Genomic DNA, 25,128 nt, shown 5'->3' with positions numbered 1-25,128 from the left:
AATGACATGGCATCGTCTCACGGTCCGCTCCGCGTTGGCGTCGGTGGCCCGGTCGGGTCCGGCAAGACTGCGCTGATGGATCTCCTGTGCAAATCGATGCGGGAGCGCTACGACATCGCCGCGATCACCAACGACATCTACACCAAATGGGACGCGGAGTTTCTCGTTCGCTCGGGATCGCTCACCCCGGATCGTATCGCCGGCGTGGAGACCGGCGGCTGCCCGCACACTGCGATCCGCGAGGACGCTTCCATGAACCTCGCCGCAGTGGCCGACATGCGGGCCAAGTTTCCCGGACTCGACCTGGTGTTGATCGAGTCGGGCGGCGACAACCTCGCGGCAACGTTCTCGCCGGAACTCGCCGATATCACGATCTACGTCATCGACGTCGCGGCGGGCGACAAGATCCCGTCGAAGGGCGGACCGGGTATCACCCGCTCCGACCTTCTGGTGATCAACAAGATTGACTTGGCACCCCATGTGGGCGCTTCTCTGGAGAAGATGGAGACGGATGCCAAGCGCATGCGCGGCGCACGGCCCTTCGTCATGACCAATCTGAAGAAGAGCCAAGGGCTTGACCGGATTATCGGCTTCATCGAAGCCAAGGGCGGTCTGAAGCCGTCGGCCTGAGCGCCGGGACTGATCTGCGTCGCAACGTTCTTCGTTGCTCGATGCGTCTGCTGCAATGACAGACGCAAAAAAGCCTCATCCGGCCGGAACAACTTGAGCCCTCGGGTGTTTCCTCGACCCGGGGTGCGCCTTGCCCAAGGCGTCTCGGCGCCGATGCACCGGTATCCTGGGATCGCTATCCACTGATCGCTCCGATCACTTCCGATCGCCCCGAGGTGCGTCCTTGAGTTGCAGGCCCGGTTATTGGATGACTCGTCTCCTCCTTCGCCAACCCTTTACTTCAGAGTAAACGAGTGCTCCGGCTGGGTGTCATCATCGGTTTGATCGCGCTGGTCGGGACGGCGCTGTCCGGCTTGGCCGCCTATCGCGTCCACGACCAGGAGCTGGCGCTCGATCGCATTGCGCTCGCCCGTGCCATCGACGTCCATGCCAGCCTCGTCCAGGACCGGCTGACCGAACGTGAGCTGCTGGCCCGGGTGGCCTCCGGGCTGTTCCGCGCTCCCTCGGTGATCAAGGCCAATATGCTGGAGCCGCTGCGATCGTCGATCTACGCGTTCAAGACCGACTTCGTGGTGGCATCGTGGATCGCGCGGCTGCGGCCGGATGAGCTCTCCATCGCGCAAACCGAGCTGCGCCAGGCTGGCTTCCCGAATCCAACCATTCGCAATTTCGACGACACGCCGCTGGGGCCGAACGTCGATCGTCCGTTGGACGTTCTGATGGATCTCGAGCCACGCAATGCCGAGACCTCCAGGCTTCCCGGCATCGCACTCGACCGGCAGCCGATCGTCGGACCGATGCTTGCGCGCGCCATGGCCGAGGGCAAGCCGGTCGCTTCCGACCCCACCCCGCTGGTGCGGAGCGACGGTCCGATCGGGATCGTGCTGGCAGCCCCGGTCGTCCCGCAAGGTGCCACTGCGCCGGCGGGCTTCGTGACGTTTTCCTACGAGATCGGGCCGCTGCTGCTCACCAATGACGATCTGTCGTTGTTCTCGGTGGCGTTGAAGGATCCGCGCAACGCCTCGGACGAGCTGGTTGCCAATGATCAGGGCGCGGTGACGAGCCGGACCCGGGGGCCGGACGATCCTGCTCCGTCGTCGACCCGCACCGTCGCCTTCGGCAATCACGACTGGTCGCTGGTCTATTACGCCAAGAGCAATGCGGTCCGGCGTGCGCAACAGACCGCGGCGATCGTCGGCGTCATCGGGATGGCGCTGACCGGTATCATCTGCGGCCTGTTCGGCTACGTCGCCTACAATAATCTGCGCCTGAGTCGCGAAATCCAGGTGCGGATCGGCTTCGAGCGCCGACTGACGGCGGTCATCGACGAGCTGAACCACCGGGTCAAGAACATCCTGGCGGTGATCCAGTCCATCGTGACGCGCACGCTGCGTCATGGCAGCGACATCGATGTCGCGCGCGAGCTGCTGATCGGGCGGATCCATGCGATGTCGAACGTCGTCACGCTGCTCAGCGAGAGTCAATGGCAGGGCGTGCAATTGCGCGGACTGTTCGAAGCTCGCGCCATCCCGCATGCCGACAGGATTGCGGTCAACGGACCCGACATCACCGTGAGCGCGCGTGCCGCGCAGAGCCTGTCGCTGCTGTTCTTCGAACTCGCCTCGCACTCGGACGAAGGCCTCTCGCTGGTGGGAAAGCACCCGCACATCACCGCCAAATGGGAGGTGACCGGCGAGGAGCCGAATGCCGTCTTCCACTTCCGTTGGGAGGAATTGAACACCAGTGAAGCAACGCGGCGGCCGGACAGCGATTTCGGACTGATCCTGCTCGATCGCGTTGCGCCGGAGGCGCTCGGCGGCACGTCAAAGCGCTTCTTCACCGAGGCGAGCTATATCTATGAGCTGAGCGCGCCGATGGAGACGGTCATCGACATGACCGAGCGCGATCGCACCGAGCAGTTCTCCGCACCACTGCATCCGGCGCGATAGCCGCAGCGCCGGTCGGCGAACAGGATGCCGGGGCGTCACGATCCCGGGCACAAGAGATCAACAACAAGAAGAGGCGGCTCGCTGAGGAGCCGCCTCTTTGCTGGTTCGTTTGCGACGGCTTGGCTGATCAGCCGCCGCTGCCGCCGATCACCGCCCGCACGGTCTCGTCCGGGCCGAAATCCTCGGCGCCTTCGACGTAGAGCAGCGCTGCCAGCTTCGAGCGCGCGCGGTTCACGCGGCTCTTGATGGTACCCACCGCGCAGCCGCAGATCGCTGCCGCATCCTCGTAGGAAAAGCCCGATGCACCGACCAGGATCAGTGCCTCGCGCTGGTCCTGAGGCAGCTTCTCGAGCGCCGCGCGGAACTCCTCGAACTCGAGATGCGCGCCCTGCGAGGGATGTGTCTTGAGCGTCTTGGCGTAGTTGCCTTCGGCATCTTCCACTTCGCGCCGGCGTTTGCGGTAGTCGGATCGGAACAGGTTGCGCAGGATCGTGAACAGCCAGGCAGGCAGATTCGATCCCGGTTGAAACGAGTCGATGTTGGCCAGCGCCCGGAGCAGGGTTTCCTGCACGAGGTCGTCGGCACGATCGCTGTTACCACTCAAGGAAATCGCAAATGCGCGAAGGCTGGGGACGGCCGCGAGGATATCGTCCCGCAAGGAATCAGTGAGAGGCATTCACTCCCTCCCGTCGGTTTGGTCGTTGGATCCCCCGCCGTTCTCCACGTGGGACTGTGCTGCCGGCGCATCAAGCTTCCGCACCAGATCCGCGAAGCGGTCCGGCACTCCCTGACGGACGACGTCGTCGTACATCGCGCGGAGTTGATGACCGATTCTGGATTGAATTTCCGCGTTCAGTCCGCCGGGCTTGCGCGGTGCCGCATTCTTGCTGGCTTGAGACTTTACATCTTTCATGACCTTTTCCACGTTTCCCCGAGAGTTAAGTCCCTGAAGCTTCAAGAATTATTCTCGCCACCGAGAGGGTCTGTCGGGAACTAATGCGACGGGGCGATAAAAGTTCCACGCGTTTGGGGAACTTTTCGTCGGTTCAGGCGTAATCAGCGCATTATGGAACCCGGGCGGAAGCCCAGATGACCGAATGGAGTGGGGATGAGCCGATCACAGCTTGTTGCTGAACATTTGCCGCTGTTGCGCCGGTATGCGAGGGCCCTCACCGGCAGCCAGGGTTCCGGAGACGCCTATGTCGGAGCGATGCTCGAGGCCCTGATTCAGGATCCGGCGCTGCTGGACGAGCGCTATGGACCGCGGGCGGCCCTGTTCCGCCTGTTCACGCAGATCTGGAATTCGGTAGCGCTCAACGACGACGCAGAAGTGGCGACCCTGCCGATGCCGCCGGAACGGCGGCTCTCGAATATCACCCCCTTACCACGCCAAGCCTTCCTGCTGCTCTCGCTCGAGGGTTTTCCCGAGGAGGAAGTGGCCTTCATCCTCGACATCGACGTCGCTGAAACCCGCCGGCTGGCGGATGCTGCCGGACGGGAGCTCGCCGCCGAAATCGCTACCGATGTGCTGATCATCGAGGACGAGACTTTCATCGCGATGGACCTCGAGAGCCTCGTCAAGAATCTCGGCCACAACGTCATCGGCGTGGCCCGCACTCATGCCGATGCGGTGGCTCTCGCAAAGAACAAGAAGCCCGGTCTGATCCTGGCTGATATTCAGCTCGCCGATGGTTCGTCCGGCCTGGACGCTGTCAACGAGCTTCTGCGCACCTTCGAGGTACCGGTGGTCTTCATCACCGCCTATCCGGAGCGCTTCCTCACCGGTGAGCGGCCCGAGCCGGCGTTCCTCATCTCCAAGCCGTTCCAGCCGGCCATGGTGTCGGCGGTGGCGAGTCAGGCGCTGTTCTTCCAGCGCAATTCGCGCAACCGGATGCCGAAGCCGGCAGCCTGATCAGGCCACGCGTGCACGATCCTGTTCCGGCGCGTTCCTCGTGGAGCGCGCCGGCTTCTTTTGCAGCATCGAATTGCGAGATCAGCAGCCGCGGCACACCCCGCCGAGTCGTGCCTTCAGGACCGCGTCACTCGGATCGATGTCCGTCTGCAAGATTTGCGACGTCCGCCGGGGCGCGAAAACGATCGGCACGAGAAACGTCAGATCCCCATCCGCCAGCTCCGGCGGAGGTGGGGCAAATGGCTGGGCGCGCCGGACCATGGCGAGCGCCTCCTGGTCAAGCGCGGGATCGCCGGTCGTTTCCGCCAGCACCGCCGAGATGAGATGACCCTCGCGGTCGATGTGGAACAGGACCTTGGCCGTCCCGCCCTCATCCGAAGCCCGCAGTGGATAACGGCGCTGAATCTTCAATTGTGCGACAAGATTCTTGATCCAGGTCTCCTTGGCGCTCTCAGCCGCTCCCATCGCGGGAAACAGGCACAGGAGAGCCAGCGCCAGCCCAAGCCCCTTCCGCACGCCATCCAACGAGCTCAGCATCTCCGCCCCCATGCGCGGACGATGAACGTGGCCGCGCCACTGCCACATATACCTCAGGGGAAAAGCGGATAAAGCGCCGGGAATGTCGGGCTGGGATCCGATCGAGCAGATGGATCAGAAAAGAATGCGGGGCACCGCCGGCATCACCACGGCGGTGCCCCGCGTCGCCGGTCAATGGGGCAGGGGGATAACCGGCTGCCGAGATGACGCGCGACCCGAAAAGTCGTTCCGCGTGAGATCGAATTTTTTGACGCCACGAATTTGAAGAATGTCGCCGCAGTTTACACACGGTTAAGTGATTCGCCCGACCGAGAACCCAGTTCCTGCGACTTACGTTGGTATGCCGATCGCCTTGCGGCGAGGGGAGCAGAGACATGTCGCAGACCAGGAAGGTTATCGTTTTGGGTTCGCTTGCGGCTTCCGCAATGCTCGTGGGTGCAATGCAACTGGCCTCCGGCCATGATCTTGGCGCCAACCTGCCGCTCCAGAACTCCGCCCGCGAGACGATCGTCGCGACCGCGAACGACGTGAACCGGGCCGCCAAGTCTGACCGCGCGCAACAAAGCGGTACTGTGGCGCCGTCACAAACTGTGTCGATCAAGCTGGCAGCCTTCGCGGAGACGTCCTTCCTGGTGCGGCTTCCCGTCAACCCCGCCGCTGTGAGCGCGGGCTCGTTGCCGTCGCCGCAGGGATCGCAGCTCATCACCACCGGCAACGAGCGGCAGGCCGTCAAGCATCCGGTGGCGTGCGAGCCGTCGGTGTCGGTGCTGACGGAGATCGCCAAGCGCCTGCAACCGGGACGGTGTGTGACTTAGTTGATAGCAGCTTGCACCCGATCCGCCGCCTAAGCACTCGATCAACGCCTTGGATCCTCACTCTGCGGGCGTTTGCTCCTCCGCCGCTGCGCGGCTGACCATGAATCCGAGCGCCAGACCGCCGACGGCCAGAATGGGAATCAGCCGCTTGATGCCGATCATGCGGACGATCTGCAAGCCGCTGGCCAGCAGCATCGGGTCTGCAAAAGCCGATTGGACTGCCGACCGCGCCGTTTCCGCGCTTCGCGCGGCACGGCTCTCGATTGCGCGCTTGCGCGCCATGTAGCTGATCGCCGCGATCAACGTCACCACGAAGAAGATGGCGGCACCGGTGAGGCACGCGGCCACGAGACCGTATCGATCCAGGACGGCGACGAAAGCGGCGGCGCACAGAAAGCTCGTGGTTACGAACAGTCCGACCGCTGCAGCGATTGCGAGCGACGTGAGCCTAACGGCATGCCCGGTCGATTCCTGGAAGTCCGCAATCAGGCGCTGCAGCATGTCATTCCCCTTCCGATCTCATTCATCTGCGCAACAAACTCAAATCGGCGCCGAAGACGCGGCGCCGAAACGAGACAAGCCTCTGGATTTCAGGGCCAAATCCTCAGCGTCTCCAGGCGGCGCCGATGAGAAATCCAAGTCCGAGCGCGAGACCCACGGTGGCGAGCGGACGCTGCGAGATCACGTCCTCGAGGCGCTCCTCCAGCGAGTTCGCGGCCTCCTGGGCCGCACCAAACATGGCCGTGCCGCGCTCGGACATGTCGTCGAACGTCTGGTCCGCGTTCTCGCGCGCCTGTCGATAGCCGCTGCGGGCCTGCTTGCTCGCCTGCCCGGCGAAAGCATTCAGCGCGTCGGTGATCTGTTCGGTGAGAGCTGCGATATCGTTTTTCACGGCGTGGACATCCTTCTGCAGGCGTTCGTAGTTCGCTTTGTCGACGAGATCTTTCAGGGCGGTCTCACCGTCAGTCGGTGGCATGGCAAGCTCCCGGAGCAAGGTGATTGCGTCTGCTCGACAAACGCGGGGTCTCAGCCGAAGTTCCGACGCTGGAAACCGAATTAGTCCGCCGGCAGTTGCGGCGTATCGTCCGGCAGCAGATGCTCTTTGACGATGAGGGCGACGATCAGCAGCGGCGAGGCGAGGAAGGCTCCCATCGGGCCCCACAGCCAAGTCCAGAATGCCAGCGCAATGAACACCGCGAGTGCGTTGAGCGCGAGCCGCCTGCCGATGATGGTCGGCGTGACGAAATGGCCTTCCATGAAGGTGATCACGGCGAAGATGGCGGGCGCGACCATGCCGGCGCTCAGGGTCGGGAATGCGACCGCGCCGACCAGGACGAGCACCGCAAACATTGCGATCGGGCCGATGATGGGGATGAAGTTCAGCGTCGCTGCGAGCGCGCCGAGCCCGGCGGGGTTTGGCATGCCGGCGATGGCGCAGGCGAGGCCTGCGGCGATGCCGACCCCGGTGTTGATGAGCGTGACCGTCAGCAGATAGTTGCCGAGGTGCAGTTCGAGCTCGTTCAGGATGCGCAGCGTCCGAAGCCGGGCCTCATGATCACCGAAGGTCATGATCAAGGTGCGCCGCAGGTCCCGCCAGCTCGCGATGAACAGCACCAGCGTGGCGAAGAACAGCAGGAATTCCGTGAAGGTCGGCGACAGGAATTCGATCGTCGGCTGAACCCAATCGAACTTGGGCAGCTCCAGGCTGGTCGAGGCCTGCCCGCTTCCACCGCCGATCGCCGCCTGCATTTCGTGCCACAGCGCCAGCGGCCGATCGAAGACGTGCAGCTTGGCCTTGAGCGTCGTGGCGAGCTCGGGAAGGCGATTGGTCCAGTCGAGGACCGGCGCCGAGATCAGGCCGATGATGAAGGCCAGTCCCGCGGCAACGGCGATCACGATCAGCACGGCGCCGACGCCGCGCGGCACGTGGTGGCGTTCGAGAAAGTTGGCGGCCGGCGACAGCATGGTGCCGACCACGAACGCCATCACGATCGGCAGAAAGAACCCGCGGGCGACGTAGAGAACGCCGGTGACGCAGATCGCGGTGAGAACCACGAGCGCGATGGCGACGACTTCGGCCCGCCTGATCACCGGTGGAAGCTCGTGGCGGCTTTCGTTCAGCGCCGCGCCTTCGCTCCCGCTCGCGAGCAGCCGCTCGGTGGGAAGTACACGCACCATAGGTCCCCCCGATCGGGTCGTTCGCGCACAGTTCGCGTGATGACGTTCTTCTTTCGCCTAACTGGCGAGACGGCGCCGGGTTCCGTCGCGAGAACGTGACAGCCTCTACGCTTGACTGACGCAGGGCGACCACAGCGGAGCCGGAACTGCGGCGAGCCGTTCGGCGTTTGGAAGGCAATCACGCATCGCACCGCGATGCTCGTCTGACAGGGGCACTCCATGACACAGCTCGTTTCCGGCCATCGCAACCTTTCGCGGCGGACCGCTTCGCTTATCGTCGGCGTCGCGGTTCTTCTCGTCGCGGGTCCCGCCGCGTCTCACGCGCAGAGCCTCGGCTATGCGCCGGTCGAGCAGCAGCAGGCGTTCCCGCCCGACCAGGCGACTGCACCCGCCGTGGAGCAGGACGAGGACAGCCAGCTTCCGGACCGGCTGCGTCGCACGATCGTCAATCTGGATACGCGGGAAGCGCCGGGGACGATCATCATCGATACCGCCAATACCTACCTGTACTACGTGCTCGGCGGCGGTCGCGCGCTGCGCTATGGCGTTGGCGTCGGGCGCGAGGGCTTCACCTGGTCGGGTGTGCAGACGGTGACCCGCAAGGCGGAATGGCCGGACTGGCATCCGCCGGCGCAGATGATCGCGCGCCAGCCCTATCTGCCGCGTTTCATGGCTGGCGGCCCGGGCAATCCGCTCGGCGCGCGGGCCATGTATCTCGGCTCCAGCGAGTATCGCATCCACGGCACCAACGATCCGACCACGATCGGCAAGTTCGTGTCCTCGGGCTGCATCCGCCTGACCAATGAGGACGTGAGCGACCTGTTCAGCCGCGTGCAGGTGGGGACGAAGGTCGTCGTGCTGCCGAAGGCCGCATCGCTGCAGGCGCGCGCGAATTCCGACCGGGCGCCGCGCGTGACCTCGCTGCCGTCGGGGCGTCAGGCGATGTCGCTGCCGGTCTCGGCCATCAACTGATCTGGGAGTGGGACGATGAAGGGTCGACGTGCACTCGCCGCCATCGCAGTGGCAACCATGGCAACCGCGGGTGCGTTGGCGGTGCCGACCTCGGCGGGGGCGCAGGATTTCTTCTCCGCGCTGTTCGGCGGCTTCAACGCGCCGCAGCGCCAGGCGCCCTACATCCGGATGCCGTTCGCCGACGAGGCGCCTCCGGCGCCACGGCCGGCCCCGCGCGGCGATGTCAGCTATCGCGGCGGCAGCAGCAGCGTCGCCTGGTGTGTCCGCACCTGTGATGGCCGCTACTTCCCGCTCGGCGCGACCGGCGACCAGAGCAAGGAAGCCGCCTGCAACAGCTTCTGCCCGGCGGCCAAGACCGAGATCGTCTATGGCAGCTCGATCGACGCCGCCGAGACGGATGGCGGCAAGCCATATTCGGCGCTGCCCAACGCCTTCAAGTATCGCACCGAGATCGTCGACGGCTGCACCTGCAACGGCAAGGACCAATTCGGCCTTGCCAAGGTGTCGATCGACAACGATCCGACCCTGCGCAAGGGGGACGTCGTCGCCAGCGACGACGGCCTCAAGGTCGCCAACCGGATCGGCAGCGGCAAGCGCGCCGAGCTGAACTTCTCGCCGGCGCCCGCGGCGTTGCGCGCGAAATACGAGCGCGCGCCGGTGATGGCGTCCGACTGATCCTGCAAGGTCGTCAGGCCGCGCGGATCTTGCCGAGGAAGTCCGTGACCTGATGACCGAGGTTCCTGCTCTGGCTCTCAAGCGTCTCTGAGGCGTTGCGCACGTTGTCGGCGGCCGCCGCAGCGGCATCGGCGTCCGACTTCACGCCGGTGATGTTGTCGGAGACGTGCTTGGTGCCGTCGGCCGCGAACTGGGTGCTGCGCGAGATTTCCTGCGTCGCCGCCCCTTGCTCCTGCACCGCCGCGGCGATCGCGGTCGCCACCTCGTTGACCTCGCCGATGATGCCGCCGATGCGCTTGATCGCGTCGATCGCGTCATTGGCGACACGCTGGATGTCGGCGATCTGCTCCGAGATATCGTCGGTCGCCTTTGCGGTCTGGCTCGCCAGCGTCTTCACCTCGGAGGCGACGACGGCAAAACCCTTGCCGGCCTCACCGGCGCGCGCCGCCTCGATGGTGGCGTTCAGCGCCAGCAGATTGGTCTGCGAGGCGATGCTGTTGATCAGCCCGACCACCTCGCCGATCCGGTTCGCCGACTGCGCCAGCCCCTGCACGGTGCCGTCGGTCATGCGGGCCTGCTCCACCGCGCGGCTGGCGATCCCGGCCGCATGCGACGCCTGCTTGCTGATGTCGGCGATCGAGGCATTCAGCTCCTCCGCGGCGGAGGCGACCGTCTGCACGCTCATCGAGGCATCGCTGGAGGCCTTCGAGGCCTCCTCGGCGCGGGCGTTGGTCTGCCGCGATACGTTGGTCAGGCCGGCGGACGTCGCCTGCATGTCGGTGGAGGCGCGGCCAAGCTGCTCGAGCGAATCGCGCACCAGCCCCTCGAATTCGCTCACATAGCTTTCGATCGCCCGCTGGCGCGCAACCGTCGTTTCGTTGCGTTGGCGCTCCTGGGCCTCGATCGCGAGCTTGTCCTTGGCCTGCTGCTTGAACGTTTCGAGCGCGCCCGCCAGCGCCCCGATCTCGTCCTGGCGCTGCATGTAGCCCGTCTCGACGCTGAGGTCGCCGCCCGCAACCGCCAGCATGGCATCGCGCATTCTGTTGAGCGGCTGGATCACCCGGCGGCTCACCAGCATCAGCGCGGCGCCGCCGATCCCGGTCGCCGCGATGAGGAGGCAGAGTTCGATGCCGAGGGTCCGCATGGCGGCCGCATGCTGCTCCTCGATATAGGTCCTTGCGGTTTCAAGCGCGGTCTCGGCGACCGCAACCGCGGCATTGAGGCGCCCGACCGTGAACGGGCTCCATTTGTTGGCCACCATCTCCGGCGTCTCGCCGCTCGCGACCGCGTTGACGAGGCGATCCCGCAGCGCGGTGTATTCCGCGTCGAAATAGGCCTTGCGCGTGGCCTCCAGCGCCGCCGTCATCGCGGCCGGCCATTTTGCGCCGGTGGTCGCCAGTTCGAGCGCCTTCCATGCGGCCTCGGCGCCGCCGACCGCCTTGGTATAGTTCAGCCGCGCCTCGGGCGTGATCTTGCCTGCGGCGAGCCCGTTCGACACCAGGAAGGAGGCGTCGCCGGCGGTGTTGCGCAGCAGCCATGCGATCTGCTTGATCTGCAGCAGCTGATCGATGGTCGGGTCCGCGTGGTTGACCTCGGCTGCGAGAATGGCCTGGATCTTTTCCAGCGTCTCCAGCAGCCTGTCCTCGGTCTGCATGTATTCCTTGCCGAGCGCCAATCGGCGCGACGCCTTCGGCTTGGCGACCTCCAGCCAGAATTCCTTCTGCTGATCGCTCAGCGTCGCCAGCAATTGCTGGAATTGCGAGAGCAGCGCCGCCTTGTCGGCAAACGCGATGCCCGGAAGGATGCCGAGCGCGCGTCCCATGGACGGCATGGCAACGTCACGCAGGCCGCGGACGTATCGCTCAGTCTCCGGTTCGACCTTCTCGTCCACGGTCACCATGCGGTTCGAGGTGGAGCGGTCGGCCCGCAGCTTGTCCATCGCCTTGAACATGCTTTCGGAGGCATCGACGATGGAGGTGATGCGCGCAGTGAGCTTGAGCTGCTGCCACGAAAAATAGGCCCGCGAGGCGAACAGGCCGACAAACAGGCATGCCGTCACAAGGATGATAGCCTTCAACGTCGTGGAAATGGTCAGGCGGTTCAGCATGTTGATCTCCGATTCACCGTATCTGACCGCAAACCGGTAAAAATCTGGATGAGGGGTGGCTCCGTGGAACTACGGAGGCGGCCCAGAGGGCTCACGGTTCCGGGTGCGGAACTACCAGCCCGCAAGCGGGTTAGCTGACCAACGCCAGCGCATCTTTCTCGCCAAGGGGCTCGTCATGCTGATCAGTGCACTCGTCACCTTTCTCGTCGTCATCCTCATTCTCTATTTGATCAACCTGCTGCCGATCGACGGCCGCGCCAAGCAGATCTGCCGGGTCATCGTCATCGTGCTCGGTGTGATCTCGCTGCTCCGCTTCATCGCGGTGATATAATCCGGTATCATGTTACCTCCGACTGATCAAAAAAAGCCCCGGCGGATGGCCGGGGCTTTTCGCATCAGGCGTTTGCCTTCGCCTCGCGCCGCCGCGCCGTAAGGATGTATTCGGTGTAGCCGTTCGGCTGGGTGCGGCCTTCGAACACGAGGTCGCAGGCCGCCTTGAACGCCACGCCGTCGAACGACGGTGCCATCGGCTGATAGAGCGCATCGCCGGCATTCTGCTTGTCGACGACGACGGCCATGCGCTTCAGCGAGTCCATCACCTGCTCCTTGCTGACCACGCCGTGGTGCAGCCAGTTGGCGAGATGCTGGCTGGAGATGCGCAACGTCGCGCGGTCCTCCATCAGGCCGACATCGTGGATGTCCGGCACCTTGGAGCAGCCGACGCCCTGGTCGATCCAGCGCACGACGTAGCCGAGAATGCCCTGGCAGTTGTTGTCGATCTCCTGGCGGACGTCGTCCGGCGCCCAGTTCGAGTTCGACACGGGGATGGTGAGGATGTCGCCGAGCTTGGCGCGCGGGCCGCCCTTGGCGAGCTCGGCCTGGCGGGCGTGCACGTTGACCTGGTGATAATGCAGGGCGTGCAGGGTCGCTGCGGTCGGCGACGGCACCCAGGCGGTGGTGGCGCCGGCCTGCGGGTGGCCGATCTTCTGCGCCATCATGTCCGCCATCTTGTCCGGCGCGGCCCACATGCCCTTGCCGATCTGGGCGTGGCCGGGGAGACCGTCGATCAGGCCCATGTCGACGTTCCAGTCCTCATAGGCCTTGATCCAGGGCTGCGCCTTCATCTCGTTCTTGCGGATCATCGGACCCGCTTCCATCGAGGTGTGGATCTCGTCGCCGGTGCGGTCGAGGAAGCCGGTGTTGATGAAGACGATGCGCTTCGACGCCTGCTGGATGCAGGCCTTGAGGTTGACCGTGGTGCGGCGCTCCTCGTCCATGATGCCGACCTTCATGCTGTTCTCCGGCAGGCCGAGCATCTTCTCGACGCGCGCGAACAGCTCGACCGTCAACGCGACCTCGTCCGGGCCGTGCATCTTCGGCTTGACGATGTAGATCGAGCCGGTGCGGCTGTTCTTGACCTGGGAGTTGCCCGTGAGGTCGTGGATCGCGAGCAGGCCGGTGACGGCGGCGTCGAGAATGCCCTCCGGCACCTCCTTGCCCTCGGAGTCGAGCACGGCGTCGGTGAACATGTGGTGCCCGCAATTGCGGATCAGCAGCAGGCTGCGGCCGTGCAGCGTGAGGCTGCCGCCGGACGGCGTGGTGTAGCTGCGGTCGCTGTTCAGCGCGCGGGTGAGCGTCTTGCCGCCCTTCTCGAAATCGGCCGACAGGGTGCCGTTCATCAGGCCGAGCGTGTTGCGGTAGACCAGCACCTTGTCCTCGGCGTCGACGGCGGCGACCGAATCCTCCATGTCGAGGATGGTCGAGACCGCGGCTTCCAGGATCATGTCGGAGACGCCGGCCGGATCGTCCTTGCCGATGACATGGCTGCGGTCGATCACGACCTCGACGTGCAGGCCGTTGTTGGCGAGCAGGATCACGGATGGCGCCTCGGGCGTGCCGTGATAGCCGGCGAACTGCGCGGCGTCCTTCAGTGCGGTAGCGTTGCCGCTCTTCAGTTTGGCCGAGAGCTGGCCCGCGATGACGCTATAGGACGTGACGTCGGTGTGGCTGCCGGTGGCGAGCGGCACGGCGGCGTCGAGGAACGCCTTGGCCTTGGCAATCACCTTGTCGCCGCGGGCTTTGTTGTAGCCCTTGCCGGCTTCGCTCGGGTCATGCGGGATGGCGTCGGTGCCGTAGAAGGCGTCGTACAGCGAGCCCCAGCGCGCATTCGCCGCGTTCAGCGCATAGCGGGCGTTGGTGAGCGGCACCACCAGCTGCGGTCCGCAGATCTTGCCGATCTCCTCGTCGATATTGGCGGTCTCGACCTTGTGGGTCGCCGGCTCCGGCAGGAGGTAGCCGATCTCCTTCAAGAACGCCGTGTAGGCGCCGAGGTCGAAGGCCTTGCCCTTGTTGGCGAGGTGCCAGGCGTCGATCTTGTCCTGCAGGGCGTCGCGGTACTTGAGCAGTTGGCGGTTCTTCGGGCCGAGATCGCGCAGGATCGCGGCAAGGCCGGCCCAGAACGCGTCCGGATCGATCCCGGTCTTCGGCGCGGCCTCCTTGGCGATGAAGTCGAACAGAACGGGGGCGATCTTCAGTCCATGGGCGTCGATACGGGTCATGATGAGACGTTTCTCTCGAAAAAGGGCGACGTTGCGCGCGAATTGGGCATGCTGAATGGCCGCCTCGAAGGCGGCGTGTGCAGTGCATTTAGCGCCAAAGCGGGGGCCACGAAAGGGGGGAGGGGTATCGCAGTTGGTCGGGGGAGCGCGTCGGTTCCGAGATCGGGGGCGAGGGGCTGATCCTGTCGATCCGGCGTTGCGGAAGCCCGCGGCATTTGCCCCAGCCTCCGCCGTCGTTGCGAGGAGCGAAGCGACGACGCAATCCAGACTGTCGCTGCGGAGATGGTCTGGATTGCTTCGCTTCGCTCGCAACGACGCCTGAGGTTGCATCTCGCTGCTCATTTGGATCGTGCGCTTGCGAACAGTCGCCAACGTTCTCGCGGCGCCTGTTGGCGTCCGAGCTTTGCCAGTTGAACGCCTCTGCTAACGAGAGGCGCAGGGAAGGCCGGGTGCAGGCTGCACCCATGGCCCGCCTGCAGAAAAAAATGCAGGCGGCAGTCACCACAGGTACGAGCCGGACATCCGGCCTTCCCTGCGCGATGGATTTACGGTTGCTCCGTGGTCTCCCCGGTGCGCCGGGCTTTCTGGTCACCGTTGCCCGCGCAGCGCGTTGGCGCTGTCGCAGACGTGGCATCAGCGTCGGGATGCCAGGACCCCACGGCTTGGCCGTGCGTCTCGGAACTGTCCGCCAGCATGATCGCTCACGCCGCAGCCCAAGACGCCCACCGCATCCCGCACCCGACGTCCGTGACGGTCGCGAACTGTCCCTCGTGTGGGACGGGATGTGGAGAGATAAGCACAAATTCGGGAAAAGAGAAAGAAGAATATTTTTGAGCCGGGGACTGGACAGGGCAAATCAGGTTGATGCGGTTCGAGAATTCGGCTTTTCGGCGCAGGCAGATTTTGCGGACTTCGGGGCATGGCAAGCTGGCGAGCTAGTGCCGACCGAGCTTCCATCTGGTCTTGCCTGTTGGCTTTGTGAGAACCTTCGAATATGACGTCCGCGCCGGCAGAGTGTTCGCACAACGGAGCCCATGTCGATGGCTCGCCTGAAAGATCGATACGAACTCAATGCGCTGCTGCCGGAAGATGCACGTCGTGCGGAGCTCCTGACACTGATTGATCGCCTCTGTCCGGGAGGATCAATCCATCATGTGCTGAGGCATATCCCCGAGCAGGCTGAAGACGTCTATACCATCCTTGTCGATGATCATTCTGTCGTGAGCTTCGATGTGGCGCGCGGGCGTGATCCGATGATTCTGACAGAAGTCAGAATTCAGAGCTTAAAGGAATTTCGCCATGAGATCGGCCAGGGCAAGGACCGGATCAGATTGGATCGCGCCGCGGAACAGGCAAGGAAGCTGCTCGGATCGACCTCCGCACCGCGCTCGTGAGCGCGGGTGCTCTGTAGGCGTGGTCCGGAAGCGGGCTTGGCCGCTCCTCAGGTCGATGGCGGCGTCCGGAATTGACTTGGTAGCGACTCCCCTCCGTGCTCCCAAATGCCAGCATTCGTGAAACGGTTGGGTTTTGCGGATGAAAAAAGCCATTCGTGACCGTCAGACGGGTCGCTGCGTCGATCCGGGCCGTCCGTGCTATGCCTGCTCAGAGCCGGGGATACCCGACCGCGCGAGTTCTAGCAGCTCGAACAGCGCAACGGGCGCTCGCGCAGCAAATTCGGTGAAGTGAGGTGAGGAAAGCATCTTCAGCATTTCGGTGTCTTGTCCCGCGGCGGTGATGGAGCGACTGAGTTCCCATCCCGTTGGGGTGCAGTTGACATCGAGGAGCCACCAGCGTGCAGTGCCGTCCACAAGATCGGCTTCAACATAGACTTCGAACGCGCAAAAGGGTTGATCCTCATAACGAAACGCATCCTTGTACTCGCGGAGATCGCAGCCGTGCCTGACCTCAGTGACTGATAGACGCTGGCGAAGATCGTGTGCCAGCTTCGTCATGTCGCGGTTGATGCTCGCGAGCAATGTCATCAAGGTCTTCGCCTGCGATGACACGGCATCAGCAGCCACGTGCGATGATTGGCTCATTTGGCCTCCCCTGTTGGACGTCAGGGCTTGCTTGCTCTGGCACTGTGGTCACGCGCCGCCTTTGGTGTCGCTTTGTCAGTCCAGCGATGTCGCAAGACTCCTCAGTCTTCCATGATGATGTAGCGCAATGCCTGGGCACGACGTGATTCAATCCTATCAAAAATCGTCCGCCCCATGATCCTGCGCTAATGCGCGGAACGCCCTGAGGGTCGACGGTTTGACCAGGGTCGATAGCCTCGTTCCGCAATAGGGGCAGACTTGGATTTGGAACGCGGCGGTCAGGCTCACATCTCCGGCGGTGCCGTGCGGCCTTCCGGCGAGACGGCGATCGATGTCGCTTCATTGGGCCAGCGCTTCTGTCTCGCGGCATCGACGAGTGTGGCGATCGTCAGCGGCAACTGGGGGCGGCGCAGGCGAAGAACGGTCAGGACAAGCCGGGTCAGCGACAGGCCCTCCGGTCCAAAGTGGCGGTCGAATTCGAAGCCGGACAGGTCGACGTCGAACGCCCGCTGGAATGCAAGCATGAATTCGCGCGCATCATCGCCGTCGACGCCGAGGTCGCCGGCGATGTCGGACTCGTCAGAGATTTGCTTGCGGGTCCCGGTCTCGGCCCTGACGAAGTCCAGGATCTTCTGAAGGAGTTGGTCTGAAGTCTGTGACATCATCCAACTATCCGACACCTTCTCTGCAGGCAAGTGCAGGTCGCTCGTGGGCCGGGCAAAGGCGCGGAGCGCCGTGCTCACCATGCTTCACCGGTTTGAGATGGTGGGCACGCGCCGCCTGCCCGCGCCGCTTTGCCCACCCGATGGTCGCAAAAGATCGCAGGCGCGTCGCTGAATGAATAGCAAACCATCAATCCGCATGGCGCTTTCCTTTGTCCGCGCCTAGGCTATCCAACGAGCTTGTCGTAGTCGGCATGCGAGCCGATCCAGAACCATAAGTAGCCGTCATCGATCTCGGTCGCGAGGGCTCGGTAGCGTAGTCCGACCCGAGCGGACCAGAACCGTCCGACCTTCTTGAACTGGAGCGAAGGATGACGTGGATCGCGTTTCAGAAGCTCGAAATTCTGATCGGCGAGCCCTTTGATGGTTTCAGGTAGCAGCTCATAGGCCGCCCAGAATTTTGGGGACGCGAAATGGGTCACAATGGCCGGGAGCGGCCAGCTCGATGCGCCGCAAGAGCTTCGTTCGCCAATGCTTCGAGTTTTCCGGTACGAGCATCACGCTCGATCGCAGCATCGAATGACGCAGCATCGAACCGTTCGAACCATGCGCGAAAGCGCGCGAGTTCGTCTGGATTGAGCTGTTGGACGGCCTTTTCGATCTCTTCGGCGGTTGTCATAATTGAAATATAGCACTGAACAGTGAAGCCGAAAAGGTGGCGGCCCGATGGGACCATGAAGCGGCCTCGAGGGATCGCATTGCCGAATGTGACGCAGGCGTGTTGCTTGAGCGTGCCGCGATACGGCGGGACCGGTCCCGGATGTCGCCGAGCTCATCCCGGCTACGCGCGACCCTCACGCCCTTGACGGCGCCAGGCGGAACTCGACGACGTCTTCGGCGCCCGAGAGGTCGCGCGCCATCTGCGCGGTTTCGAACCGGCCGGCGGCCTGCAGCACCAGCTCGAAATGGAATTGGCGCTTCGTCTCGCTGTATTCGTAGCACCAGTCCAGCACGTCGAAGCCATAGGCCCGCATGCATTCGCGCAATTCGGCCTCGCTCGGCTGCAGGCCGTGGCGATAGACGACCGACAGCGACAGCGTGGTCTGGTGCGGCAGCCATTGCTCGACCGCGCCGAGCAGGGTCATCGCGGCCAGAGACAAGGCCGTAGCCCACAGCGCGGTGCCGTAGAGGCCGATGCCGATGATGATGCCGATCGCCGACGTCATCCAGATCGAGGCGGCGGTCGACACGCCGCGGATGGTGAAGCCGTCCTTGATGATGACGCCAGCGCCGAGGAAGCCGATGCCGGTCATCAGGCCCTGGATCACGCGTGTCGGATCGGACACGGTCGGCGACACCGCGATGCCGCCATACCAGCTGCCGGGAAAACCGTTGATCGCCGTCAGCAAGGTCGATGCGACGCAGACCAGCGCATAGGTCCGCATGCCGGCCGCGCGTCCGTGATAGGTGCGCTCGTAGCCCAGCAACAGGCCGACGGCCGCAGCACCCATCAGGTGCAGCAGCAGAATTCCGTTCGTCTCCAGCTCCGCCCTCGACCAATAGGCCGCCAGATGCTCCATCATGCGCCTCGACAGCGTTGCTGCGCGTGCCGTGAACTGTGCGGATGAAGTGCTAATTTCTGCTTGCAGATCGTCCGGCGGCCCGATGGCCAGGCTGGCGTCCAAGAGCGAACCAGCGCACTCCTCCGTAGTTCTTCGGGCAGGATGTGACCACGCTTGGCTGCGGCGATCGCTGTGCGCCGATGTCGCGCGTCATGTCACGAGGCCGACTCGTGGCCGCGCTGCGGACGGCATCTCGGCGAGGCGCTCGCAGGCGGGCGCGATGTTGTCGCTCGATCCCGCCTGCGCCGATTCATTGCCCCCGCACAGTCCCACTTCGGACGTAAAGGCTATCGATAACTAATTGCATCTAGCGGGGTGTGGGAGACGCATCATGTCGTTCACTGGGCTGCGGTCGATCGTCCTGTGCCTCGGTCTGCTCGCCGTGCCCGCCCTCGCCGCCGACATGTCGACGGCGCCATACCTTGCGGCGGCTCCGGAAAAGCCGACCTTGCTGCAAATGCTCGCGTCGGCGCTGAAGCCGAAATCCGCGCACCCGGCCGTGCCCGAGTACAGGCCGAGACTCCGCCAGGCCGCGGCGAAGAGGAGGCCGAAGGCCTCAGCACCTGTCGTGACCGAGGAGCCGGTGGCCTCGCCCACTACGGTCGGTGCGGCCGTGGCGGCACCCGCGCAGCTCTCCGAAGTGGAGCTCGCCGCCAAGGGGCTGGAGCTGTTCAACGACGCAAGCCTCTCCGGCGGCGGCAAGGCATCCTGCGCCACCTGTCACTTCTCGACCGGGCACACCAACAACAAGACCTATGTCGGCCTCGACGTGGTCGCCGACGGCGATCCCAACGGCCGCAATACGCCGACGCTGTGGGGCGTCGGCGAGCGTGCGGTGTTCGGCTGGGCCGGCCAGGCGCCGACGCTGGAGGACAGCATCCGCGGCATCATCGTCAACCGCATGAAGGGGCCGGAGCCGTCGCCGGAGACCCTGGCGGCGCTGGTCGCCTATGTGCGCACGCTGAACTATCCGGCCAACTGGCAGGTCAAGGAGGACGGCACGCCGCGGGAGGATGCCAGCGCGGCCGTCAGGCGCGGCTATGAGCTCTATATCGGCGACGGCGGCTGCGGCACCTGTCACCAGCTGCCGAGCTTCGACAAGAAGAGCAAGGACGACATCGGCACCGGCGGCAAGTTCAAGGTGCCGACCCTGCATGCGGCCGCGTCGACCGCGCCGTATTTCCACGACGGCCGCACGGCTTCGCTGCGCGAAGCCGTCAAGCTGATGTGGGAGTTCTATGCCAAGAAGATGGAGACGCGGCTGCCGACCGAGGCCGAGCTCGACGATCTCACCGCCTATGTCGGAGCGCTGTAGGCGGCGGGCCGGAACTAACAATCGTCGTCGCGGCGATACCTCGCCGAAGATCTGCGATGACTGGGCCTCATGGTTCTCAAGGCGATGCGAAAGCATCGCCTGAACGCGCCGAAGGCGGCGCTCCTCACCATGAGTGGCAAGCGCCGGACTGACGCTGCACGCGGGGCCATGGATACGCTGATCGCGTGTTCATGGAGAGGGTTGAGACTTCCGCCCGCGTCCGCAATTCGCTCTTCTCGGAATGCCGGTCCCCCTCACCCTGAGGAGCTCGCCGAAGGCGAGCGTCTCGAAGGGCGAGGCCACAGTGGGGCCTCGTGGTTCGAGACGCCCGCCTTTGGGCGGGCTCCTCACCATGAGGGGTCAGCTCCGAAGCCAGAGCTGCACATTGGGTATGAAGGACGGTTTGGGGCAGGCCGCCTGCTACAAGCTTTGGGAGCTTGTACGGCGCCTCAGATATTCGCGCCGAGATCGGCGATGTCGTCGAACAGCACTGATGTCCGCGACAGCAGCGCCTCGAGTTCGTCGGTGGCGTCCGCAATCCCGCGCGTCGCGGTGTCGATTACCAACTCGGCATCGAGCGGCGGCTCGTAGTCGGTGCCGATGCCGGTGAAGTTCTGCAGGTTTCCGGCGCGGGCCTTGGCGTAGTGGCCCTTGGGGTCGCGGCTCTCGCAGATCTCGGCGGCGGTGGCGACGTAGACCTCACGGAACAGGTCGCCGGCCACGCGGCGCGCAGCCGCGCGGTCCTCGCGCGCCGGCGACACCGCGGCGACGATCGCGATGTGGCCGTTGCGGGCGAGATGGGTCGCGACCTCGGCGAGGCGGCGGATGTTCTCGGCGCGGTCCTCCGGCGTGAAGCCGAGATCCTTGTTGAGGCCGGCGCGCACGGTGTCGCCGTCGAGCAGCACGGGCGCGCCGCCGCGGCTGAACAGCCGCCGCTCCAGCGCACGCGCCAAGGTCGACTTGCCGGCGCCGGGCAGGCCGGTCATCCAGACCACCGCGCCCTTGTGGCGATAGCGGTCGGCGCGCTCCTGCGGCTGCAGGGCCGATTCCACCGGCATGATGTCGACCGGCGCGGCGCGCTTGCCGGCTGCGATCGACAGCACCAGTCCGCCGCCGGCGATGCGGCCCTGCACCTCGATGACGAGGCGGCCGGTGCGCGCATTCTCGGTGTAGGGATCGACGGCGACCGGCTGGGTCAGCGCGATCTCGATCTCGCCGACATGGTTGCGCGCGATCGACGCGTTCTGCTCGTTGGACAGCGAGCCCGGATCGACGGCTTTCTCGATCGCGACCACGCTGCCGCGCGCCTCGCGGGTGCCGAGCCGGACCAGGATGTTGTCGCCCTTGGCGAGCGGCTGGTCGTGCAGCCAGAAGATGCGGGCGTGCAGCCGGCGCGCCGCCTGCGGCTCGCGGCCGACATGGGCGATGACGTCGCCGCGCTCGATGAACAGCTCGCGGTCGAGGGTGATGCCGACCGAGCGGCCTGCGCCTTGCGGCGTGGTCACGGGGGTCTGCGGCCAGCCCTCGACGGTCTTGATCTTGGCGATCTTGCCGGCCGGCATGATCACGATCTCGTCGCCGGCGCGCAATTCCCCGGCCTCGACGCGGCCGGCGACGATGCGGCGATCGTCGAACTTGTAGATCGCCTGCACCGGCAGGCGCAGCGGCAGGCTCGACAGCGGCTTGGCCGGCTCCAGCCCATCGAGCGCCTCGACCACGGTCGGGCCGTCGTACCAGCCGATCCGCGACGTTAGCGCGGCGACGCCATCACCGTCGCGCGCGGAAATCGGGATCACGGCGACCGGCTTGACGCCGAGGCCTTCGAGATGCGCCGAGATCTCGGCTTTGATCGCATCGAAGCGGTCCTCGCCGAAATCGACACGGTCCATCTTGTTGACGACGACCGCCACCTGCTTCACGCCGAGCAGATGCAGGAGATAGCCGTGGCGGCGGGTCTGGTCGCGCACGCCCTCGAGCGCGTCGATGATCAGGACCGCGCCGTCGGCCTGCGAGGCGCCGGTGATCATGTTGCGCAGGAATTCGGCGTGGCCGGGCGCGTCGATCAGCACGACCTCGCGCGCATTGGTGCGGAAGCGGATCTGCGTGGTGTCGATGGTGATGCCCTGGTCGCGCTCGGTCTGCAGCGCGTCGAGCAGGAACGACCATTCGAACGGCATGCCGCGGCGGGCCGAGACGGCCTGCAGCATTTCGAGCTTGCCCTCGGGCAGGCTGCCGGTCTCGTGCAGCAGGCGTCCGACCAGGGTCGACTTGCCGTGATCGACATGGCCGACGATCACGATGCGGACCTGGGGACGGGTGGTGCCGTTCGGTGTGGCGGGAGCGGCGGCCGGGACTCTCATGTTCATTGCCTCAGGCTCCGCTCACAGATAGCCGGCGACGCGCAGCCGCTCGAAGGCGTCCTCGGTCTCGTGGTCGAGCGCGCGTCCCGCACGCTCGGGCACCTTGGTGCTTTCGAGCTCGGCGAGAATCTCGGGGATGTTCGAGGCGGTGGACGCGACGGGGAAGGTGATGTCCTGGTCGCCGAGCGAGCGATAGCGCTTGCCGTTCTTCGAGAGGTACAGCGGGATGATCGGGATGTTCTCCCGCGCCGTGTAGGCCCAGATGTCGGCCTCGGTCCAATGCAGGATCGGATGGATGCGCAAGTGAGCGCCCTGCGGCGGCGAGGCGTTGAAGTGATCCCAGAATTCCGGCGGCTGGTCGCGCACGTCCCAATGGCCTTCGGCGCCGCGCGGCGAGAACACGCGCTCCTTGGCGCGCGTCGCCTCTTCGTCACGGCGGATGCCGGCGATCAGGCCATCGAAGCCGTGCTTGGCGAGCGCCATCTTCAGGCCTTCGGTCTTGCGCGCAGCCGAGCGCGCCGCGGGCGGCAAGGTCGGATCGACGGCATCGATCGGCGGGCACGGCTCGATCTTCAGGTCCAGGCCCCATTCCTTCGCGTAGGTGTCGCGGAAGGCGTACATCTCCGGAAACTTCTTGGCCGTATCGACATGCATGGCCGGAAACGGCACGCGGCCGAAGAACGCCTTGCGCGCCAGCCAGATCATCACGTTGGAATCTTTTCCCAGCGACCACAGCAGCGCCAGCTTCTTCAGCCGTGCAAAGGCCTCGCGAAGGATGTAGATGCTCTGCGCCTCCAGCTCATCGAGATGGTCCATCGTCGGCGCGGCGTTGAGGACGCGCGGCATGGAAGATGCTTGCTCGATCTCGGAGGAGGGCAACCGATCTCTGGAAACGTCGTTGGTGAGAATGTGCATGCTATCAGCCATCGCCTGCCTGGGAGAAAATTCTATGGCGAAGCCAAGGAATAATTTTCTCTTTACGTCGTAGGCGAGACACTTATATAGAAAATAATTCCAGTCAACCCCGAAGTGCCGAAGCTGAAGAACGCAATGCAATATCTGCCGGTGTTTCTCGACCTGAAGACCGGCCCCGTGCTGCTGATCGGCGCGGGCGAACTCGTGCGCGCCAAGCTTCGCGTGTTGCTGTCCGCGGGCGCGCGGATTCGTTGGTTCGCCACCGACGGCGACTTCGATCTCGCGGGTCTGCGCGATGAGCACGGCCAGATCGAGCGCGCCGAAGGCGACCCGCTGAGCGCCGATCTCACTGGCGTCATCGCCGTGCTGTGCGCAGGCGCCGGCGACATCGGCGTGGCGATGTCCGCGCGGGCACGCAGCGTCGGTCTGCCCGTCAACGTGATGGACGACCTCGCGCATTCCAGCTTCATCTTTCCGGCGATCGTCGATCGCGGCGATGTCGTCGTGGCGATCGGCACCGGCGGCTCGTCGCCCGTCGTGGCACGCCGCGTGCGCGAGCGCATCGAGGCGCTGCTGCCGGCGCGGATCGGCGAGCTCGCGGGCTTCATCGGCGACTTCCGCAAGACCATCAATCCGCTGATTGCGGAGATGCCGCTGCGCCGCCGCTTCTGGGAGCGCATCGTCGACGGCCCGATCGGCGCGCTGGTGCTGGCGGGGCGCAAGCAGGAGGCCGAGGCGGCGCTGCACGGCATTGCCGATCCCAGTGCTTTTGCGGGCGCCGATCATGCCGGCCGCAGCAACGGGCATGTGACCCTGGTCGGCGCCGGTCCGGGCGATCCCGATCTTCTGACCATCAAGGCGCTGCGGGCGCTGCAGGACGCCGACGTCGTGTACTACGACGAGCTCGTCACACCCGAGATTCTCGACCGCATTCGCCGCGATGCTTCGCGCGTGCCGGTCGGCCGCAGGGTCGGCAAGCCCGGCATCGGCCAGGATGCCGTCAACAAGCTCTTGATCGAGGCGGCGCGCGAGGGCAAGCGCGCGGTCCGGCTGAAGGGCGGCGATTGCTTCGTGTTCGGCCGTGGCGGCGAGGAGGTCGACGCGCTGCGCAAGGCGGGCGTGTCCTACACCATCGTGCCCGGCATCACCGCCGGCCTCGGCGCCGCCGCGCAGTTCGAGGTGCCCTTGACCTTCCGCAGCAAAGCGCTGCGCATCACCTTCCTCACCGCGCACAAGGAGCGCGATGCCGAGGCGGTCGACTGGTCTGCGCTGACCGACACCAAGATGACCGTCGTCGTCTATATGGGCATGACCGCGGCGCCGGCGGTGCGCGCGGGGCTCCTCGCCGCCGGCCGCTCGCCGCAGACGCCGGTCGGCGTGTTCGCCAAGGTGACGCGCCCCGATGCGCAGGCCGCGGTCGGCATGCTCGATCAGTTGCCGGATCTCGTCGGCCAAATCGATGGCGGCCCGGCCATCCTCATCATCGGCGACGTCGTGGCGCACTCCGCGCCGTGGCGTCAGCAGACTCTCAGTGGCGTGATCGCACAACTCCTGGAACCCGTCTGAATGACCTCCCCGCTGCAACAGAAGATCAAGATCGCCGGTCCCTCGATCATCACCGCGAACCGGACCTGGGACGGCGCGGTGATCTACCGCACCGGCGCCAAGAGCTGGTCGGATGAGCTCTCCGATGCGGCGATCGTGCGCACCGCCGACGAGGCGCGCGCCCTGCTGACCGAAGCGGTGGCCGACGATCTCGGTGCGATCGGTCCCTACATCGCCCCGGTCGAGGTGGGCGCCGACGGTTCGGTCAAGCCCGGCAACATGCGCGAACACATCCGGCTGACGGGCGCCTCCATCGCGCTCCCGGCTCAAGCCTGAA

Annotated in this window: 26 protein-coding genes; 11 read left to right on the top strand and 15 right to left on the bottom strand. The window is 65.1% G+C overall.

Going from position 1 to position 25,128, the window contains the following annotated elements; genetic code table 11:
• The first annotated feature begins 6 nt into the window (after nt 1-6).
• The gene (gene ureG, locus ACQR1D_RS22355) at nt 7-630 is read left to right on the top strand and encodes an urease accessory protein UreG (protein WP_315804711.1); all 624 of its coding nucleotides are present in this window, start codon (nt 7-9) and stop codon (nt 628-630) included.
• A gap of 293 nt (nt 631-923) precedes the next feature.
• Nucleotides 924-2,579 carry a CHASE domain-containing protein gene (locus ACQR1D_RS22350; protein ID WP_434838572.1) on the top strand — a complete coding sequence of 552 codons (1,656 nt, stop codon included), beginning with the start codon at nt 924-926 and terminating at the stop codon, nt 2,577-2,579.
• Nucleotides 2,580-2,706: 127 nt separating this feature from the next.
• Here ACQR1D_RS22350 and ACQR1D_RS22345 read toward each other — a convergent pair whose 3' ends face one another.
• Both ACQR1D_RS22345 and ACQR1D_RS22340 read right to left on the bottom strand, forming a co-directional pair.
• Entirely contained in the window at nt 2,707-3,255 is a 549-nt protein-coding gene (locus ACQR1D_RS22345; RefSeq protein WP_006612137.1) for a sigma-70 family RNA polymerase sigma factor, read from the bottom strand.
• Nucleotides 3,256-3,492: a NepR family anti-sigma factor gene (locus ACQR1D_RS22340; protein ID WP_315713837.1), complete on the bottom strand. Its 237-nt coding sequence runs from the start codon at nt 3,490-3,492 to the stop codon at nt 3,256-3,258. It lies immediately after the preceding gene.
• A 195-nt stretch (nt 3,493-3,687) separates the two neighbouring features.
• Here ACQR1D_RS22340 and ACQR1D_RS22335 point away from each other — a divergent pair, with 195 nt between their 5' ends.
• Nucleotides 3,688-4,491 carry a response regulator gene (locus tag ACQR1D_RS22335; RefSeq protein ID WP_315713838.1) on the top strand — a complete coding sequence of 268 codons (804 nt, stop codon included), beginning with the start codon at nt 3,688-3,690 and terminating at the stop codon, nt 4,489-4,491.
• Nucleotides 4,492-4,572: 81 nt separating this feature from the next.
• Here the strand turns inward: ACQR1D_RS22335 and ACQR1D_RS22330 are convergent, their stop codons facing one another.
• A complete protein-coding gene (locus tag ACQR1D_RS22330) occupies nt 4,573-5,028 on the bottom strand; it encodes an energy transducer TonB family protein (RefSeq protein ID WP_315804713.1) in 456 nt (151 codons plus the stop codon).
• A gap of 374 nt (nt 5,029-5,402) precedes the next feature.
• On the opposite strand from ACQR1D_RS22330, the gene ACQR1D_RS22325 reads away from it, so the two are divergent.
• The gene (locus tag ACQR1D_RS22325; RefSeq protein WP_316216467.1) at nt 5,403-5,843 is read left to right on the top strand and encodes a hypothetical protein; all 441 of its coding nucleotides are present in this window, start codon (nt 5,403-5,405) and stop codon (nt 5,841-5,843) included.
• 57 nt (nt 5,844-5,900) lie between these two features.
• Here ACQR1D_RS22325 and ACQR1D_RS22320 read toward each other — a convergent pair whose 3' ends face one another.
• From ACQR1D_RS22320 to ACQR1D_RS22310, 3 genes are all read right to left on the bottom strand, one after another.
• Entirely contained in the window at nt 5,901-6,344 is a 444-nt protein-coding gene (locus ACQR1D_RS22320; RefSeq protein WP_434838573.1) for a hypothetical protein, read from the bottom strand.
• A gap of 103 nt (nt 6,345-6,447) precedes the next feature.
• Nucleotides 6,448-6,819 carry a DUF883 family protein gene (locus ACQR1D_RS22315; protein ID WP_316177254.1) on the bottom strand — a complete coding sequence of 124 codons (372 nt, stop codon included), beginning with the start codon at nt 6,817-6,819 and terminating at the stop codon, nt 6,448-6,450.
• A gap of 80 nt (nt 6,820-6,899) precedes the next feature.
• Nucleotides 6,900-8,018, bottom strand: a complete 1,119-nt coding sequence (locus ACQR1D_RS22310) for an AI-2E family transporter (RefSeq protein WP_434838574.1) — start codon at nt 8,016-8,018, stop codon at nt 6,900-6,902.
• Between the two features lie 222 nt (nt 8,019-8,240).
• Between ACQR1D_RS22310 and ACQR1D_RS22305 the strand changes: the two genes are divergently transcribed.
• On the top strand, nt 8,241-8,993 hold the full coding sequence (locus ACQR1D_RS22305; RefSeq protein ID WP_315804718.1) for a L,D-transpeptidase: 753 nt from the start codon (nt 8,241-8,243) through the stop codon (nt 8,991-8,993).
• Between the two features lie 15 nt (nt 8,994-9,008).
• Complete coding sequence (locus ACQR1D_RS22300; RefSeq protein ID WP_434838575.1) at nt 9,009-9,668, top strand: DUF2865 domain-containing protein; 660 nt, start codon at nt 9,009-9,011, stop codon at nt 9,666-9,668.
• Between the two features lie 13 nt (nt 9,669-9,681).
• Here ACQR1D_RS22300 and ACQR1D_RS22295 read toward each other — a convergent pair whose 3' ends face one another.
• On the bottom strand, nt 9,682-11,775 hold the full coding sequence (locus tag ACQR1D_RS22295; RefSeq protein WP_316216470.1) for a methyl-accepting chemotaxis protein: 2,094 nt from the start codon (nt 11,773-11,775) through the stop codon (nt 9,682-9,684).
• A gap of 175 nt (nt 11,776-11,950) precedes the next feature.
• On the opposite strand from ACQR1D_RS22295, the gene ACQR1D_RS22290 reads away from it, so the two are divergent.
• The gene (locus tag ACQR1D_RS22290) at nt 11,951-12,106 is read left to right on the top strand and encodes a Thivi_2564 family membrane protein (protein ID WP_315804721.1); all 156 of its coding nucleotides are present in this window, start codon (nt 11,951-11,953) and stop codon (nt 12,104-12,106) included.
• Between the two features lie 64 nt (nt 12,107-12,170).
• Here the strand turns inward: ACQR1D_RS22290 and ACQR1D_RS22285 are convergent, their stop codons facing one another.
• On the bottom strand, nt 12,171-14,333 hold the full coding sequence (locus tag ACQR1D_RS22285) for a malate synthase G (protein ID WP_434838576.1): 2,163 nt from the start codon (nt 14,331-14,333) through the stop codon (nt 12,171-12,173).
• Nucleotides 14,334-15,373: 1,040 nt separating this feature from the next.
• On the opposite strand from ACQR1D_RS22285, the gene ACQR1D_RS22280 reads away from it, so the two are divergent.
• The gene (locus ACQR1D_RS22280; protein WP_316169500.1) at nt 15,374-15,727 is read left to right on the top strand and encodes a hypothetical protein; all 354 of its coding nucleotides are present in this window, start codon (nt 15,374-15,376) and stop codon (nt 15,725-15,727) included.
• 198 nt (nt 15,728-15,925) lie between these two features.
• Here ACQR1D_RS22280 and ACQR1D_RS22275 read toward each other — a convergent pair whose 3' ends face one another.
• From ACQR1D_RS22275 to ACQR1D_RS22255, 5 genes are all read right to left on the bottom strand, one after another.
• The gene (locus ACQR1D_RS22275; protein ID WP_434838577.1) at nt 15,926-16,372 is read right to left on the bottom strand and encodes a hypothetical protein; all 447 of its coding nucleotides are present in this window, start codon (nt 16,370-16,372) and stop codon (nt 15,926-15,928) included.
• A 284-nt stretch (nt 16,373-16,656) separates the two neighbouring features.
• Nucleotides 16,657-17,115 (bottom strand): DUF1493 family protein, encoded by a 459-nt coding sequence (locus ACQR1D_RS22270; RefSeq protein ID WP_434838578.1) that lies wholly within the window; start codon nt 17,113-17,115, stop codon nt 16,657-16,659.
• A gap of 146 nt (nt 17,116-17,261) precedes the next feature.
• Nucleotides 17,262-17,516 carry a ParE family toxin-like protein gene (locus ACQR1D_RS22265; RefSeq protein WP_316216475.1) on the bottom strand — a complete coding sequence of 85 codons (255 nt, stop codon included), beginning with the start codon at nt 17,514-17,516 and terminating at the stop codon, nt 17,262-17,264.
• Complete coding sequence (locus ACQR1D_RS22260; protein ID WP_434838579.1) at nt 17,513-17,770, bottom strand: hypothetical protein; 258 nt, start codon at nt 17,768-17,770, stop codon at nt 17,513-17,515. The genes ACQR1D_RS22265 and ACQR1D_RS22260 overlap by 4 nt, the downstream gene beginning before the upstream one ends.
• A gap of 118 nt (nt 17,771-17,888) precedes the next feature.
• Entirely contained in the window at nt 17,889-18,617 is a 729-nt protein-coding gene (locus tag ACQR1D_RS22255) for an MgtC/SapB family protein (RefSeq protein WP_434838580.1), read from the bottom strand.
• 370 nt (nt 18,618-18,987) lie between these two features.
• Between ACQR1D_RS22255 and ACQR1D_RS22250 the strand changes: the two genes are divergently transcribed.
• The gene (locus tag ACQR1D_RS22250; RefSeq protein WP_434838581.1) at nt 18,988-19,971 is read left to right on the top strand and encodes a cytochrome c peroxidase; all 984 of its coding nucleotides are present in this window, start codon (nt 18,988-18,990) and stop codon (nt 19,969-19,971) included.
• A gap of 449 nt (nt 19,972-20,420) precedes the next feature.
• Here the strand turns inward: ACQR1D_RS22250 and cysC are convergent, their stop codons facing one another.
• Together cysC and cysD are read right to left on the bottom strand one after the other, a co-directional pair.
• Nucleotides 20,421-22,337 (bottom strand): adenylyl-sulfate kinase, encoded by a 1,917-nt coding sequence (cysC, locus tag ACQR1D_RS22245; protein ID WP_316177271.1) that lies wholly within the window; start codon nt 22,335-22,337, stop codon nt 20,421-20,423.
• Nucleotides 22,338-22,352: 15 nt separating this feature from the next.
• Nucleotides 22,353-23,147: a sulfate adenylyltransferase subunit CysD gene (gene cysD / locus ACQR1D_RS22240; protein ID WP_315804843.1), complete on the bottom strand. Its 795-nt coding sequence runs from the start codon at nt 23,145-23,147 to the stop codon at nt 22,353-22,355.
• 234 nt (nt 23,148-23,381) lie between these two features.
• On the opposite strand from cysD, the gene cysG reads away from it, so the two are divergent.
• Both cysG and ACQR1D_RS22230 read left to right on the top strand, forming a co-directional pair.
• On the top strand, nt 23,382-24,812 hold the full coding sequence (cysG, locus tag ACQR1D_RS22235) for a siroheme synthase CysG (RefSeq protein WP_316177272.1): 1,431 nt from the start codon (nt 23,382-23,384) through the stop codon (nt 24,810-24,812).
• Entirely contained in the window at nt 24,813-25,127 is a 315-nt protein-coding gene (locus ACQR1D_RS22230; RefSeq protein WP_434838582.1) for a DUF2849 domain-containing protein, read from the top strand.
• The last annotated feature ends 1 nt before the right edge of the window (nt 25,128 follow it).

Origin of the sequence: Bradyrhizobium sp. HKCCYLRH2047, assembly GCF_051168175.1 — a bacterium.
In the GTDB taxonomy this organism is placed as follows: domain Bacteria; phylum Pseudomonadota; class Alphaproteobacteria; order Rhizobiales; family Xanthobacteraceae; genus Bradyrhizobium.
The sequence above is the reverse complement of the archived record's forward strand: the minus strand, read 5'-3'. Positions and strand labels throughout refer to the sequence as shown.